Annotated in this window: 12 protein-coding genes; 2 read left to right on the plus strand and 10 right to left on the minus strand. The window is 26.2% G+C overall.

Features of this window, described 5'->3' with window-relative positions:
• Positions 1 to 33: 33 nt before the first annotated feature.
• Both C4S77_RS10355 and C4S77_RS10360 read left to right on the plus strand, forming a co-directional pair.
• Positions 34 to 663, plus strand: a complete 630-nt coding sequence (locus C4S77_RS10355) for a 4'-phosphopantetheinyl transferase family protein (protein WP_105247478.1) — start codon at positions 34 to 36, stop codon at positions 661 to 663.
• 87 nt (positions 664 to 750) lie between these two features.
• Positions 751 to 2,619 (plus strand): glycosyltransferase, encoded by a 1,869-nt coding sequence (locus C4S77_RS10360; RefSeq protein ID WP_105247479.1) that lies wholly within the window; start codon positions 751 to 753, stop codon positions 2,617 to 2,619.
• A gap of 56 nt (positions 2,620 to 2,675) precedes the next feature.
• Here C4S77_RS10360 and C4S77_RS10365 read toward each other — a convergent pair whose 3' ends face one another.
• From C4S77_RS10365 to C4S77_RS10410, 10 genes are all read right to left on the minus strand, one after another.
• Positions 2,676 to 4,916 carry an outer membrane beta-barrel family protein gene (locus C4S77_RS10365; protein ID WP_181042872.1) on the minus strand — a complete coding sequence of 747 codons (2,241 nt, stop codon included), beginning with the start codon at positions 4,914 to 4,916 and terminating at the stop codon, positions 2,676 to 2,678.
• A 280-nt stretch (positions 4,917 to 5,196) separates the two neighbouring features.
• Positions 5,197 to 6,075 (minus strand): head GIN domain-containing protein, encoded by an 879-nt coding sequence (locus tag C4S77_RS10370; RefSeq protein WP_105247481.1) that lies wholly within the window; start codon positions 6,073 to 6,075, stop codon positions 5,197 to 5,199.
• Positions 6,076 to 6,098: 23 nt separating this feature from the next.
• Positions 6,099 to 7,778, minus strand: a complete 1,680-nt coding sequence (locus C4S77_RS10375; protein ID WP_146106101.1) for a M56 family metallopeptidase — start codon at positions 7,776 to 7,778, stop codon at positions 6,099 to 6,101.
• Positions 7,771 to 8,151, minus strand: coding sequence for a BlaI/MecI/CopY family transcriptional regulator (locus C4S77_RS10380; protein WP_105247483.1), 381 nt, complete (start codon positions 8,149 to 8,151; stop codon positions 7,771 to 7,773). Before C4S77_RS10380 ends, C4S77_RS10375 begins: the two co-directional genes overlap by 8 nt.
• 1,416 nt (positions 8,152 to 9,567) lie before the next feature.
• Positions 9,568 to 10,170, minus strand: coding sequence for a superoxide dismutase (locus C4S77_RS10385; protein WP_105247484.1), 603 nt, complete (start codon positions 10,168 to 10,170; stop codon positions 9,568 to 9,570).
• Positions 10,171 to 10,336: 166 nt separating this feature from the next.
• Positions 10,337 to 12,919, minus strand: coding sequence for a DNA gyrase/topoisomerase IV subunit A (locus C4S77_RS10390; RefSeq protein ID WP_105247485.1), 2,583 nt, complete (start codon positions 12,917 to 12,919; stop codon positions 10,337 to 10,339).
• 3 nt (positions 12,920 to 12,922) lie between these two features.
• Positions 12,923 to 13,432, minus strand: coding sequence for a hypothetical protein (locus tag C4S77_RS10395; protein ID WP_105247486.1), 510 nt, complete (start codon positions 13,430 to 13,432; stop codon positions 12,923 to 12,925).
• 69 nt (positions 13,433 to 13,501) lie between these two features.
• The gene (locus C4S77_RS10400) at positions 13,502 to 15,340 is read right to left on the minus strand and encodes a DNA topoisomerase IV subunit B (RefSeq protein ID WP_105247487.1); all 1,839 of its coding nucleotides are present in this window, start codon (positions 15,338 to 15,340) and stop codon (positions 13,502 to 13,504) included.
• Positions 15,341 to 15,439: 99 nt separating this feature from the next.
• The gene (locus tag C4S77_RS10405; protein WP_105247488.1) at positions 15,440 to 16,117 is read right to left on the minus strand and encodes a hypothetical protein; all 678 of its coding nucleotides are present in this window, start codon (positions 16,115 to 16,117) and stop codon (positions 15,440 to 15,442) included.
• Positions 16,110 to 16,607: an RNA polymerase sigma factor gene (locus tag C4S77_RS10410; RefSeq protein ID WP_105192691.1), complete on the minus strand. Its 498-nt coding sequence runs from the start codon at positions 16,605 to 16,607 to the stop codon at positions 16,110 to 16,112. The genes C4S77_RS10405 and C4S77_RS10410 overlap by 8 nt, the downstream gene beginning before the upstream one ends.
• Positions 16,608 to 16,657: the final 50 nt, after the last annotated feature.

A 16,657-nucleotide genomic window follows, 5' to 3' on the forward strand; every position in this document is an offset into this window, starting at 1 on the left:
TATTTACTCCATTTCTTACTTAAAAAATATTAGATGCCAATTGTTGATTTTATAATTCCTGATTATTTTACAAGAATTGTTTCATGGAAAGTTAGTGAAACAACTGAAGAACTATTGAGAATACTAAATCTGAATAAAAAAAGACTAGCTACCTATGAATCCTTAACTCCTAAAAGAAAACGTGAGTATTTAGGATTAAGAGCCTGTTTAATGGCTTTAGGATTAGATAACAATGTACAATATACAACTGAAGGAAAACCTTTTATTGAAGGAACATATAATATATCTGTATCTCATTCACACGGTGTAGTCTGTGTAGGTGCTTCTTCTTTTAATATAGGGGTAGATATTGAACTGGAGAGGGATGAAAAAATAAATAATATAAAATATAAATTTATTAGAAGTGATGAATTTACATACATTCCTGATGAATCTCAAAAAGACTATTATCATATTATATGGGGGATAAAGGAAGCTTTATATAAAATACATCAGGGAAACCTTTGGTCTTTTTTAAATCATTACAGAATTGAACCGTTTGAACTTAAAAGTGATAAACCCATTATTTGCTGGATTACGGATGACCATTCCAGTGTTAAATACTACGCCCATTATAAAAAGATTAATAATTATTACATGGCTTATGTATTAAATTATGAATAAATAAATTTTTGAATATTTGCAATTCTATTTTAAAACAATATCTATATTTTTGCAACGCGAAATAATTAATATATATTAAAAAGTCTTTTGAAAAAAGCCTTAATTATACAAAATAAATACATAGGAGATGTTTTAGTCGCAAGTATTATTGCAAAAAATATCAAATCCGTTTTTCCCGATATTGAGGTACATTTCTTTTGTTACAATAAAGCCATCAGCATATTGGATAATAATCCTTATATAAATAAAATTATAGATTTTGATGATACTGAGCTAAAAAAAATACCTGTATTATGGAAATATGCCCAATGTATTAGAAAAGAAAAATATGATATTATTTTTGACCCTTATGCAAAGTTGCAAAGCCGTTTTATTATTTTATTTTCAAATGCTAAACGAAGAATAAGTTTCAATAAACCTTTTTTTAAAAATCTATATACGGATGTATTTTTGGAAGAAAAATATCCAAAAATTGTCTGCTGTACTTCTATAGAAAATAGGTGTTTACTTCTCACTCCTTTCTTTCAAGACTTTTCAACTATAAATTTTCAAACAGAAATATTTCTGAAGGATTCTGAAATTGCTGATGCCCGCAAGCTTATGTCTCAAGCAGGAATTACCTTTTCTAAGCCCATTTTAATGATAGGGGTATTAGGTAGTGTTCTAGATAAATCTTGGCCTCTAGAATATATGTCTGAATTGATTAATTTATTAACTCAAAATTTTAATGTAGATATATTATTAAATTATATTCCTAATCAAAAAAAAGAAGTTGAAAATATTTTAAAAAACGTCACAAACAAAAAACCAATATATTCAAATATTTTAGGAAAGAATATAAGAGAATTTTCTGCTATTTTAAAAAATTGTACTGCCTTGATAGCTAATGAAGGAGGAGCTGTTAATACAGCAAAGGCAATAGATATACCAACTTTTTCAATTTTCTCGCCTCACAAATTCAGAAAAGATTGGGGGTGTTATGAGAATCTTTTTATACATAAGAGTTTTCATCTCATGGATATTTTTCCTGAAGTATACCAGGAATTTTCCATAAAGGAAATTCTAAAAAACCCAACTCCTTTTTACAAACTAATGTCTCCTGATAAGGTATTACCAAATATTGATAAATATTTACAAGAAGTGCTAAAAATAAGTCCTAAAGGAAAAACTTTTTCTAAAATACCCTCTTTACATCCTAAAATTACTGCTTTAGCTATTACTTATAATGAAGAAGCAAACATTGACAGATATTTGAATGATATATCATTTGCAGATGAAATTATTATTGTAGATTCTTACAGTACTGATAATACTAAAAACAAATTTTTAAAATATCCAAATGTAAAATTTATAGAACGCAAATTTGATAATTTTACCAATCAAAAGAATTTTGCAATTTCACAGGCTTCTAATGATTGGATTATTTTTTTTGATTTAGATGAGCACATTCCTGAAGGTTTAAAAATTGAAATTCTTACGACTGTTAATTCTGAAAACACTAAAGATGCGTATTGGGTATATCGAAATTTCTTTTTTTCAGGTAAGCATATAAAATATAGTGGTTGGAAAAATGATAAGGTTATAAGACTTTTCAAAAAAAATAAGGTTCATTACAGAGAAAATAAATTTGTACATGAAGAAATTATTTGTGATACTAAAGCCGGATTTTTAAAACACAAGATTGACCATTTTTCTTTTAATTCTATAGATTCTTATCACAAAAAATTAAATCAATATGCAAGTTTAAAAGCTGAAGAATTATTTAAAAAAAGGAAAAAACCAAACTTTTTTCATTATTATATAAAACCAGCTTTTCGATTTTTTAGCCACTATTTTTTACAATTAGGTTTTTTAGATGGAAAATCCGGATACATAATTGCTAAAATGTATGCTCAATATGTATTGGATCGTTATAAATACTTGGATCAATTATGGAATGAAAATAGAAAACTGTAAATATAATATTTACAGTTTTCAAAAAGTATAAAATTTATATTTGGAAAGAACACTTATTATCTATTTCCTCCTTCTTTTTTAGTATTATCTTTTATTTCTTTTCTTTCTGTCTTTTTAATTTTACCATTAGCAAAGGTATATTTAACTGCTAAACTTATTCTTCTACTCTCCCAATCAAATCTTCCATCTATATAACTAGGAATAATTTTATTAAATTGAGAATGCTGAGCATTAAACAAATCTGAAATCCGCACAGTAAAACTTAATTTATCATCCATAAATGCTTTTTTTACAGAAAGATCTATTTTCCATTGCTCTTTATAATTATTTTGTAAATCTTTATTTTTGGATTTGTAAAATCCAAATAATTGTACACTAATAGATTTGGGTAGAGTAAATGTATTATTTATCTTTAGAGTATGAGAATCTATATTTCTTTTGCTCCATTTATTTTGAATAGTTCCTGAAATTTTCCCCCAATAATATTCAAACCCAGAATTTATACTCCACCATTTAAATGGATTATAATTAATATCCAACTCTCCACCATACTGATTATTGCCCTCTGTATTTTCACTTACAATTTCTATATAAGTAGGTTGTTCTATAAAACGTTGTAGTATCTGATCTTTTATATCTCTTATAAAAATATTTGCACCTATATACAATTTTGAAAGATTGGTAGATATTCCCATTTCGTAAGAATTAGTATATTCCGGCTTAATATTTTCATTACCTGAATAAACTATGGTACCAATTGAAAACTGCGGGACTGGAGAAAATAGGCCTGCCCAAGGTCGGTCTATCCTTCTGGAATAATTAAATGATATTTCTGTTTTCTTTTCTTTTCCCAATTTATATCCTGCATGTAATGTCGGATAAATCTGATAGGTATAATCCTTAAAATTTTTCGAATTAGCAAAGTCTGTGTTAGTTCTGGTATCAGAATATTCTCCTCTTATACCTGCCTTTATTCCCAATCTAGTCCATTCTTTCTTATATTCTACATATAAACTATAAATATCTCTGTCAAATTCATAAAAGTTTTTGGTCAACACACCATATTTATCCCTAAATTTATTTAAACGAAACTCTGCTCCTGCTGTTAATTCTGAATTATTTGAAAGCGGATTGGTATAGTCTAAATTTGCCCGAAAATTTTCTTCTTTCTGATTCCATAATTCTAATCCTTGTAATGTAGAGTTGCTTTCTGTATCTTCATAATATTTATCATAATTAGCCTGAACTTCTATCTTATGTCCAGATTTTGCGAACTCAGATTTATAAAATAAATCGTATTCCTGATTTTTTATATGGTAACTATAATTTTGTTGATAAAATTTTTCATTATAAATACTAGATTCTAAACTATTATTTTCAGTTTCTGAATTATTTCCCGATTGATATGTATATAATGATAATGTATTCTTGTCATTCAAAAAATAATCAAATCCTATTTTACCTGACCGATTAATGGGCTTGCCATTTAATTTTGATGTTTGAAGAGAATGAGTACTCTCTCTAAATAAATAAGCTGAATTTTGCCAGTTCCATACATTATATGTGCCACTTCCGAAAATATTGAATTTTTCAAAGCCCTGATTAAAATCAATACCTGTCGTATATTTTGAATTTGCTCCGTGGATATAATTTGTATTCAAATTTATATAAGTACCTTTTTTGGAACCTTTTTTCAAAATAATATTGATTATTCCGGATTTTCCTTCCGGAGAATATTTGGCCGGAGGATTAGTAAGTACCTCTATTTTATCAATTAAATCAGGAGGATATTGTCTCATAATTTGTTCAAAAGAGATAGTAGTGGGTTTTCCATCTACTAAAATTTTTACATTGGAACTTCCTCTTAAAGAAATTTGATTGTCTTGATTAACATATATACCGGGAATTGTATTCATAACCTGAGATAAGTCTTGTGATGCTCCTGCTAAATCATCTCCCACGGTAACTACTTTCCTGTCTATTTGATTAACAATAGTTGTTTTTTTTCCTAATACAACCACTCCTTCTATTTCTTTTTCCTTAAATATTTTCTTCAATACTATAGTTCCTATATTAATAGAAGAATCTGCAATACTAAACGATAGCTCTTTCTTTTCATACCCAAATTCTTCTATTAATAAAATATATTTTCCCTCGGAAAGTAGTGTACTGAAATTACCTTTTTCATCTGAAAAAAATTCTTTTATAGCATTCCCTTCTTTGAGTACAGATATTTGTGCCCCTGAAATTTCTCCAGAATTTGAATCTGTTTCTATTTTCCCTGTAATTTCTTTCATGTTTTGTGAAAAGGCAAAACAAGGTAAAAATAAGATAATATTTAACAAAAATATTTTTAAAACACTGTTTTTCATAGCTATTAATTTCGATTTATTACTTTGTTATACATAATAGCAACTTATATAAGCAACTATTTTATACAATATGTATTAGATAGAGCTGCTTTGTTACATTAAATATGAATTTTTTGAATGCAATTGAAAATATTTTTATCTTTTTATAGAATTATTCTTTTTCATTCAAAAAAATCATTCTTAATAAAAATATAATTTAATTTTTTTATAATTTTTTTATAGTTCCCGATCCAGAAGTTTTTGTCCTGATTAAATTAGCATTCCCTTTATAATATATATCTCCGGAACCCGATATACTTGCTGATATAGTTTTTTCTGCAAATAGTGCTATAGTACCGGATCCTGATACTGAAACGTTTACATTTTCAGCTCTAAATTCATCTACTTTTATGTCTGAGGACCCTGAAATTTGAATATTAAAATCTTGGGTTTTTCCTGTCAAAAGAAGGTCTGAGGATCCTGAAACGCTAACTTTAGTTATCGTCGAATTGACTTCCATTTTAACGTCACTTGAACCGGATAATTGTAAATTTGTATTATCTGCAATTAAATTTTTTACCAAGATATCCCCTGAACCTAATGTCTTTATTGTAAAATGACTTGCTTTTACATTTTTAAATATAATGTCTCCCGAACCAAAATTTAGAAGACTAAATTCAGATATATCTAAATCTTTTTTCACATAAATATCACCACTTCCTGCAGATGTTATTGATTCTATTTTATCTACAGGTATATAAACCACCATTCTTTTTTTGGAAGATATATTCGTGTTTTTTTTAAATCTTACATATAATGTTCCTGACTTGCTTTCTATCTCAATAAAATCTATCAGATTAGATTCTGCTTCTACAGTTATATCTCCTACATTACCATCTGTTAAAACAATATCTATAGAACTGCGGGAAGATATTTCTGTATAGTTATCTACTTTTTGAATTTTCTTTATTAGTTCTCCGTTACCTACTATTATTTCTTTAGATGAGAAACTATAATTTTTTTCCTGTTTTTGAGCTTTTTCTATTTGTGAATTACAACTTTGAAAAACTCCTAATAGAGCTAAAATTAATATTGTAAATCTCATATTTTTATTATTAAAAATTGGTTTTAGTTTTTAGATAAATTTCTTATTTGTCTTCCTAAACTACTCATTTCCTGTCTAAATTTTCTCATTTCCTCCTTAAACTCATCCATATCACTTTTTTCCGATGATCTATTTACTAATATGGTTATATCTCTTGAATTATCTTTTTTTATTTTCTGCTTTATGTTTACGTCATTCTCCATTTCTTTATCAATTTTTTGTGTATTATAAGGTTTCGAAATTTCACGACTCTTTTTTTCCATCTCTTCTACTTTCTTCTTCGGGTCCGTTGAATTATAATAATACTTAACAGTAATTTGTTCTTTTTTTGATCTTGATTTTATCGGAAAATCTTTGTATGAGTATGTATTATTATCTTCTTTACTATTTGTATTTCTTATCCAAATTTTTTGTTTATCTTCTTCATTTAGTTCTTTAATTGCAAAAGCTTTTTCTATTTCTTCTGTATTACTGTTTTCAAAAATCTTAGAAAATTCTTCTTTAGGCAATTTTGATACTTTTTGGTTCTTCTCATTTTTAAAAATTTTATCAAGAGCTTCTTTAGATGTAGATATTACATATGCTTTATTTCCTACCATAAGTGTATCTATATAATCATGAGAACCACTCTCCAATGTGTCTTTTAAATAATTAGATATTTCATCTATTTGTAATGCTTGTTTTAATTGCTCTTTTTGTCTAGATGTTAATTCATTCGTAATTTTATCTTGAGCATACACTTTATTGCTGAAAATATAAACTAAGATTAAAATAAAAGGTAAGCTGAAAAACTGTAATAAGATGGCCCTGGTTGAATTTTTCTTTCTAGTCATCATTAGTAGCCGTTTTTTAGTCAATATATAATTGAAATTACTGGCAATAGGAACCGCTTGTTTTACTTGAATTGTATCTAATATGAGTTTTTGATATTCATAAATATCTGTTTTTGTTTTTAAAACTGAGTCATCAGCCAGGAATTCATGATTAAGCTGTATAGCTTTTTTAAATAAATAAAAAGCAGGATTGAACCAAAATATAGATTTTATTAATTCAATAATTAAAATATCTATAGAATGTTTCTGTCTTATATGAGCTATTTCATGCTCTAATAATTCTTTTCTGGAAAAATTTTCGTTTATATTTTGTTTTGGTATAAATATATATTTCCAAAAACTATAGAGTGGTTCTTTCCGTTCATTAATAACAAGAAAGATTCCATTATAACTCATCTTTTTACTTTTAAAGACATTTAAATAGATTCTAAAAAAATTAATTAAAAATTTTATAATTAATAAGGAAGATGTACTTATATAAAAAAATAACAGAATATTCTCCCATTTAAAAAATTTCACCCTTTCTGATATTGTATGTTTCTTTGTTTCTTTTAATAAAATAGTATGCCGGGGTGAATTAATACCTGCATTTTTCTCAGTAATTTCAATAGTATTTTCGTTTTTTTTATTTTCAATATTTTCTTTTGCCTTTATCTGCGTTTTTTTCAAGAAAGTTTCTTGTATATTTTCAATTAAATTTTCTCTATTGGGTAATGTGATAAAAAAGAAAGGAATTGATAAAGATAAACTTAAGGTTATCAATAAATAAGCTCGGTTAAATCTGAACATTTTCTCTTTTTGCAATAAAAGGAAATAAAACCCTATAAAAAAAGATGAACATAAAACAACTTTAAAAAAATACTCAATCATTTTTTTTCTTTTTTTGAATTTCAGAATCAACTAACTTTTTTAAACTTTCTAGTTCCTCAATTGTTAAATCATTAGATGAAGTGAAAAATGAGGCAAATTGAGGAGCAGAATTATTAAAAAATTTATTTATAATCCCTTTAACTTCTTTAGAAAAATAATCTGATTTTTTTACTAAAGGATAATATTGTCGAGAATTACCAAATACCTCATAGGACAGAAATCCTTTGTCTTGCAACCTCTTTAGTAAAGTAGCTATGGTAGTAGTTGCCGGTTTAGGTTCCGGATAGCATTCAATAATTTCTTTTAAAAAAATTTTTTCCGCTCTCCATATATACCCCATTAACTGTTCTTCCTTTTTAGATAAATTCATCATTCTATATTTATAGATCTTGTTCTACAAATATAGAATATTTTTTAAAAGTATGTTAGTTTTTAAAAATTTTTTTTTTAACCTTTTATTATAACTAAAAAATAATTTGGAGATATTTAAGATCGTCCATTTATTTATTATATTAAATATATATAAATATGTATAATTTATTTTATCTAATAGTATTGAATACCAAATGTATAAAGTAAATTATAGAAATTTATTTAATCAATAATATTAAACTATTTTTATTATACTTATTTCATTTGATCAAAGTAAAATGTTGAATTTTCATTGTAAGCAAGAGATTAATAATGTAATTGTGATATATATCATAGAATATAAAATATTAATTAAAATATAGATCCTAATTCATTCCTTTTTTATAAAAATAATATATTTAAATTTTATTATTTAATTCATTTTATAAAAAAAATAAATATTAAAAAATATGTTTACTTCATTAGTGGTATAAAATAAATTTATATGATAAATCTATGTACTATTCTAATTTTACAAAAGTGACTACTACAAGTAATTTGTTATAGAACTAAAAAATAAACCCATTAAATTAACTTTGGCATGGCTTTTGATAAATATAGAATAATTCATTAAGACAGTGAATTTTCATAGTAGTTAGTTTTGACCCCGCTTTTTGCGGGGTTTTTATTCTTCAGTATTTTTTATTTATAGTACTTTATATATTGGATATAATCTTAATATGATCATTAACACATCAGTAATTTAACTTATTTTAATATTTCTGGACCATTTATTAAATATTTAACTATATTTTAACATTTGTTTATATTATTTTAATTACACGTGGCACAAATCTTGCTCAATAATATATAATTCATAAGGCAGTGAATTTTCATAGTAGTTAGTTTTGACCCCGCTTTTTGCGGGGTTTTTATTCTTCAGTATTTTTTATTTATAGTACTTTTTATAAATTGGATATAATCTTAATATAATCATTAATATATCTGCAATTTATCTTATTTAATTGATTCTATTATTATTGAATCATTTATTAAATATTTAACTATATTTTAACATTTATTTATATTATTTTAATTTCATATGGCATAAATCTTGCTCAATAATATATAATTCATAAGGCAGTGAATTTTCATAGTAGTTAGTTTTGGCCCCGCTTTTTGCGGGGTTTTTTATTTTTTAACATTTTTAACTTTTAATAAATATTTTACGGCATTAATTTTGATATATTGTACATGTTCATAAGGCAGTGAATTTTCATAGTAGTTAGTTTTAACCTCGCAAAAAAGCGAGGTTTTATTTTTTATTAAATATTTTTATAAAATGAGGCTTTCTCAATTAAGATTTTATCTACTTATAAAAATAAAAAAGTCTGATAAGTATTTATCAGACTTTTTTTATCAAGTTTTTTATCAATTATTATTTATGTCTAGAATAAATATCAGAAACCTTATCCCAATTAACTATTTTAAAGAAAGCTTCTATATATTCAGGTCTTCTATTTTGATAATTTAGATAATAGGCATGTTCCCATACATCTAAACCTAGAAGTGGATATCCTGAAATACCAACTCCTGGCATTAAAGGGTTATCCTGATTAGCTGTTGAACCTATCAATAATTTTCCATCTTTAATTACTAACCATGCCCAACCTGAACCAAATCTACCTGCTGCTGCTTTTGAAAATTCTTCTTTAAAAGACTCAAATGATCCAAATGCCGAATCTATAGCTTGAGACAAATCTCCTTGAGGCTTACCCTTTCCATTAGGGGTTAACCATTCCCAAAATAAACAATGGTTTAAATATCCTCCCCCATTATTCCTTATTGGTGTTTTATCAAATCCTTTAACTATAATTTCATCTATTGGAAGATTTTCTAATTCTGTTCCTGAAATTGCATTATTTAAATTTGTAGTATAAGTCGCATGATGTTTGGTTAAATGGATTTCCATTGTTTTAGCATCGATGTAAGGTTCCAACGCATTATATGCAAATGGTAATTTTGGTAATTCAAATGACATAATTACTATTTTTTAATTAAACTTTTCTTTATTAACAAATATAATAAGATTTATGATTAATATCATATCATAAAGATCAGAATATTTTATAATAAGATTTAAAAATAATATGGATAGAATTAGTTGTTTTTTTCTTTTTCAAATAGTAATAAATTATATATAATTATTAAAATAAATTAATTTGTTCTCCTTCATAATCATCAGATTTATCATCATTATTCTCTGATGTTTTTCCTTCTACCTCATCTTCTAATTCCTCTTCTGATTCTTCAATAATTTTAATATTTTTAATTTTTTCTTTGGATAATTGATTTCCTTGTGCTTTAATTCCTTTAATAGCAATAAATTCTTCTAAATTAACTATTTCTTGTTCTTTATTTTTACCAAAATTAATTTCTGCTATCAATTTATTTCCTGTACCAACCCATTCTATAAATGATTTAGGATTTTCTGAAATGAAAAAAATTTGAGAGTTTAATGTATCTTCTAACAGAAATCTTTTTATATAATAAATGGACTTTTCACCCTCATAGTAAATACAACATATTGGTTTTTCAGGTTTCCATTTTTGTATAATTAAAAGATCTTCTTCAAAATGGTTTAATAAATCAAAGGTATTAAGCTTAGCAATACCCTTTGAGTTTATAGTCAATATTTTATCTGTTCCTTTAAATGTTCCCAAATAAGTTCCTCTTCCATCTACATTTAATCTTTGAATAGAATCATCAAACCAAATTTTTCTAGGTGCAAGCGTTGATACTCCCGTTTCTTTTAATTCTATTTTTTTTACATAGTGTTTTGATACTATATTACCTTTAGATGCCCTTCCTTTAATTGCCAGTTCTGAAAAATCAACATCAAATTTCAGTTTTTTCACCCTCTGGCTAGGTTTCAAGTAAATTGTTACTACTTCTGCTTCTCCATTGGGATTTGCTGAAAAATACTGAATTTCTGATCCTTTTTCATTTGAGATCAAATTATATTCTTTATCCCGGGTAATAGACGTTACAGGAAATCTTTTCATATACCAAGGACCTAATTTACCTACTTTATAAATTAAATTATAAATAGTTCTGTTATCATTCTTTTTCCAAACTCCAACATAAATAATATTTTTCCCTACAAAAGTTTTAGCCTCTGCTTTAGTAACTAACATAGTTCCATCTTTTCGGAAAATTATTATATCATCAATATCTGAACAATCAAATAAAAATTCATCTTTTTTTAAAGAATATCCTATAAATCCTTCTTCTCTATTTACATAAAACTTAATATTGGCAACAGCTACTTTTGCTGCATCTATAGTATCAAATGCTCGTATTTCTGTTTTTCTTTCTTTTCCTTTTCCGTATTTTTTCTTTATGTTTGTAAAATAATCTATGGCATATTGAATTAAATTTTCTAGATTATACTTAGCTTCAGCTATTTTTCCTTCTAATGCCAATATATTTTCTTCAGCTTTTCCTAGATCAAAACGGGTTATTTTTTTTATGCGTATTTCTATTAATTTAAGAATATCTTCTTCTGTAACTTCTCTGATTAAATGTGATGTAAAAGGTTTAAGTTCTAAATCAATTGTAGAAATTACTTCTTCCCAAGTTTTAACTTCTTCTATATTGTGATATATGCGGTTTTCTATAAATATTCTTTCTAAAGAAGCAAAATGCCATTGTTCTTGAAATTCATCCAGTTCTATTTCAAGTTCCTTTTTTAATAAACTGACAGTATGATCTGTATTTTTTCGTAAAATTTGTGAAACAGAAAGAAATTCTGGTTTATCAACATTAATAACACAGGCATTAGGAGATATAGATATTTCACAATCGGTAAATGCATATAGGGCATCCATCATTTTATCTGGAGAGACATCGTTTCCTAGGTGTATTAAAATTTCAACTTCCGATGCTGTATTATCCTCAACTTTTTTTATTTTTATTTTTCCTTTATCATTAGCTTTAAGTATACTATCTATTATAGAGCCCGTGTTGGTTCCATAAGGAATTTCACTTATCTTTAGAATCCCTTTTTCAGGATTAGACAATTTTGCTCTGGCTCTTATTTTTCCTCCTCTCTCTCCATCATTATAATTAGATATATCTATTAGTCCTCCGGTTTGAAAATCAGGATATAAAACAAAAGATTTTCCTTTTAAATAGGCTATGATTGCATCAATAATTTCTATAAAATTATGAGGCAATATTTTTGTTGAAAGTCCTACTGCAATACCTTCTACGCCTTGTGAAAGAAGTAAAGGAAATTTAACCGGAAGATTTTCCGGTTCTTTATTTCTTCCATCATATGAAGGTTTCCAAATGGTTGTTTTAGGATTAAAAACAACATCTAAGGCAAATGGGGTTAAACGCGATTCTATGTAACGTGCTGCTGCAGCTCCATCTCCTGTATATATGTTTCCCCAATTCCCTTGGGTATCTATTAGTAATTCCTTTTGGCCTAATTGTACAATAGCATCGGTAATAGCTGCATCACCATGTGGATGGTATTTCATGGTATTCCCCACCACATTTGCCACTTTATTATAACGCCCATCTTCTAACTCTCTCATGGAATGGAGAATACGCCTTTGCACCGGTTTAAGTCCATCATAAACAGAAGGTATTGCTCGTTCGAGAATTACATAAGAAGCATAATCTAAAAACCAATTTTCATACATTCCAGATATTTTCTGAATGCTTTCTTTGTTTTTATTGGGTGTTAATTCTTGTTTGTCTTTGTTATTCTCTTCTATCATTTATTATACTTCTATCTGTTTACGCTGTTTTTCTTCTAAGAATTGTTGATTATCATTAATTACTTTATTTAATGAAAAGTTCAAGTCTTTAATTTGTTTTTTTGTTAAATATGAAATATCAAAATATATTTTAGTTTGTCCAGTTTGTACTCTTGTGCTAAATATATAAATTTCTAATCTTTTTTTTAATAAAAATTTATTTTTAATTGCAAATTTTTTAAGTTTTCTTTTAGGAAAATCTGATTGTTTTTCTCTTACTAAAAAGGTAGGGAAAAATGATTTTTCATTTTTTAAAATTAGTGTTTCTCCTTCACTATCATATTTAAAATATGGGCATCCCAAATAACTCATATATAAAAGGGCTAATAAACTTATAATGACAATTATATCATCTTCTTTTTTTAGAATGTTAATATTTAAATAATTAAGCATAAGGCAAATTAATAAAACTATAAGTAACATTATATTAATAAATGCTACTTTTTGTTTTATATAAGTATTCTGTAATTTCATAATTAGACTTTGAATAATAATAATTAATTTATTTTGTATTTCTACTTTTAATAGTTAAAAAAGTAGATATTATATATCATCAACCACTAAGTTATTTATGATAAATTCTTGTCTTGTTAATGTATTTTTCCCCATGTAAAAATCTAACAATTTATCAATAGATGTATCCTTTCCAAGCATAATTGGTTCAAGCCTCATATCTTTACCAATAAAATTTTTAAATTCATCAGGAGAAATTTCCCCTAAACCTTTAAATCTGGTAATTTCAGGATTTTTACCAAGCTCTTCCAAGGCTTTTATTCTTTCTTCTTCTGTATAACAATACCGGGTTTCTTTTTTATTTCTTACTCTAAATAGGGGGGTTTGTAATATATATAAATGACCATTTTTTATTAAATCCGGAAAAAATTGTAAAAAAAATGTTATCATTAGAAGTCTTATATGCATACCATCTACATCTGCATCTGTAGAGATAACAACATTATTGTATCTTAAATCCTCTAAACTAATTTCGATATTCAGTGCTGCTTGTAAAAGATTAAATTCTTCATTTTCATAAACAATTTTCTTAGTAAGCCCATAACAATTCAAGGGTTTACCTCTTAAGCTAAAAACAGCTTGAGTTTCTACATCTCTACTTTTAGTTATTGATCCAGACGCTGAATCTCCTTCAGTTATAAAAATAGTTGATTCAAGCTTTCTGGGTGATTTTTGATCATTATAATGTTGACGGCAATCTCTTAATTTTTTATTATGAAGGCTAACCTTTTTTGCCCTCTCTCTTGCTAATTTCTGGATTCCTGATAGTTCCTTCCTTTCTTTTTCTGAGGTTATGATTTTCCTTTGAAGAGAATCTGCTACATCTTGATTTTTATGTAAAAAATTATCTAAATGTTTTTTTAAAAAATCATTCATAAATGTTCGTATAGAAACCATATCCGGCCCCATTTCACTACTCCCTAATTTTGTTTTAGTTTGTGATTCGAAAACCGGTTCTATAACCTTTATTGAAATTGCAGCTATTATTGATTTACGTATATCTGAAGCATCATAATTTTTATTATAAAATTCTCTAATTGTTTTTACAAATGCTTCTTTAAAAGCGGTTAAATGAGTACCTCCTTGGGTCGTATGTTGTCCATTTACAAATGAAAAATATCCTTCAGATTGAGATTTCTCACCATGGGTAAATGCTACCTCAATATCTTCATCTTTAAGGTGAACAATTGGATATATTATATCTCCTTCTATATTTTCTTGTAACAAATCCTGTAATCCATTTTCTGAATAGAATTCTTCTCCGTTAAAATATATTTTTAATCCCGGATTCAGATATACATAGTTTTTAAGCATTTTTTCTATGTATTCCTTTCTAAATCTATAATTGTTAAAGATTAAAGAATCAGGTTCAAATGTTATTTCTGTACCTCTACGTTCCGTTGATTCTGTTTCTGGACTTTCTTTTACAATTTCTCCTCTTTGGAACTCTGCTGTACGTGTTACGCCATCTCTTACAGATTTAACTTTAAAATAAGAGGAAAGTGCATTCACTGCTTTAGTACCAACCCCGTTTAAACCTACAGATTTTTTAAATGCCCGTGAATCATATTTTCCTCCAGTATTCATTTTGGATACTGCATCCTTCATTTTCCCTAAGGGGATTCCTCTTCCAAAATCTCTTATTTTTATTATATTATTATCTAAAGAAATATTGATACGTTTCCCTTCTCCCATGACATATTCATCTATGGAATTATCTAAAATTTCCTTTAATAATATATAAATTCCATCGTCAGGAGATGAGCCATCTCCTAGTTTTCCAATGTACATTCCCGGACGAATACGTATATGCTCTTGCCATTCAAGAGTTTTTATATTATCCTCTGTATATTGTGATTGATTTCCCATAACTTAGTTAAAAGCAAAAATACATTTTTTTATTATTATTTCAAATCTATATAGATCAAAAATAAACAAATTGTTTATTTTTTTAATATTTTATTCCTCCTATTTATCTATTTTCTGGAGTTCCCTCAAGTTTATTTTTAACTTCCTTAATAAAATTCCATAGACTAACAAATAATAAACAACAACAAAAGCTATGAGAAAAAAACTTATAATAATAAAAATAAGCATATATTTAGGAGAATGTATAGGAAGATGTACCTTTTCTATTTCATTACTATATCCATCTATAAAAGCTTTTCTAAATCCTCCCATAAAAGAATAATAACCTGTTAAAAATAAAATTATCATTCCTAAGAAAAAATTTACAATTATGAAAATATTTACAGTTTTCCTAAATTTTAGAATATTATTTATAAATTCTTTCGTAGAGTTTAAGATATTAATTTTTTTGTAACATTTATAAAAATAGAAAATAAAAATAAAAGATATAACAATATTTACATAGGATAGATATTGACTTATTCTAGCATTTCTTAAATAATTTTCTTGAGCCTCAGCATCTAAATTATTCAAAATAGATTTATCTACAGAAGTAATAAATAATGATAAAAAAACAACTATAAATTCAATAATACTAATTATTACGATATATTTTACATTGTTAGTAGATTTTTTATTCAACATACGTATTAGTTCTGCCCGTGAATATTTATGAGCAGAAATTTGAACTTTCTTCCATGATTCTTTTAAATTATCTAAATCTAAATCTTTATTCATCCTTATCCATAATTTCTTTTAGTTTAATTTTTGCCCTTTTCATCTTTACTCTTGCATTTACTTCTGTAATTCCTAAAGTTTCTGCAATATCTTTATATGGCAAATCATCTAAATAAAGTAATACTAATGCCCTATCTATCTCTGATAGCTTTTTTATTGCATCATATAAATTATTAATTTGTTCTTGTTTATCCGTATAATCTGTATCTTGAGAAATTTTATATAAGTTTTGATCTATTTCCTGTGTATCTATTTTACGGTTTGATTTTCTAAAAAGAGTAATCGCTGTGTTTAAAGCCACTCTATACATCCAAGTAGTAAATTTTGAATTTCCTTTAAAACTTTTATAGGATTTCCATAATTGTAATACTATTTCCTGAAACAAATCTTGGGAATCTTCTTCATTGGTAGTATAAATTCTACATATTTTATGAATAATCCCTTGATTTTTCTGTATTAATTCGGAAAATTCTGATTCAATTTTTCTCACTGCCTGATACTATAAAATATGTATAGAATTTTAAGTAGTTGTTACAACTG

The organism is Apibacter adventoris (assembly GCF_002964975.1).
In the GTDB taxonomy this organism is placed as follows: Bacteria; Bacteroidota; Bacteroidia; order Flavobacteriales; family Weeksellaceae; genus Apibacter; species Apibacter adventoris.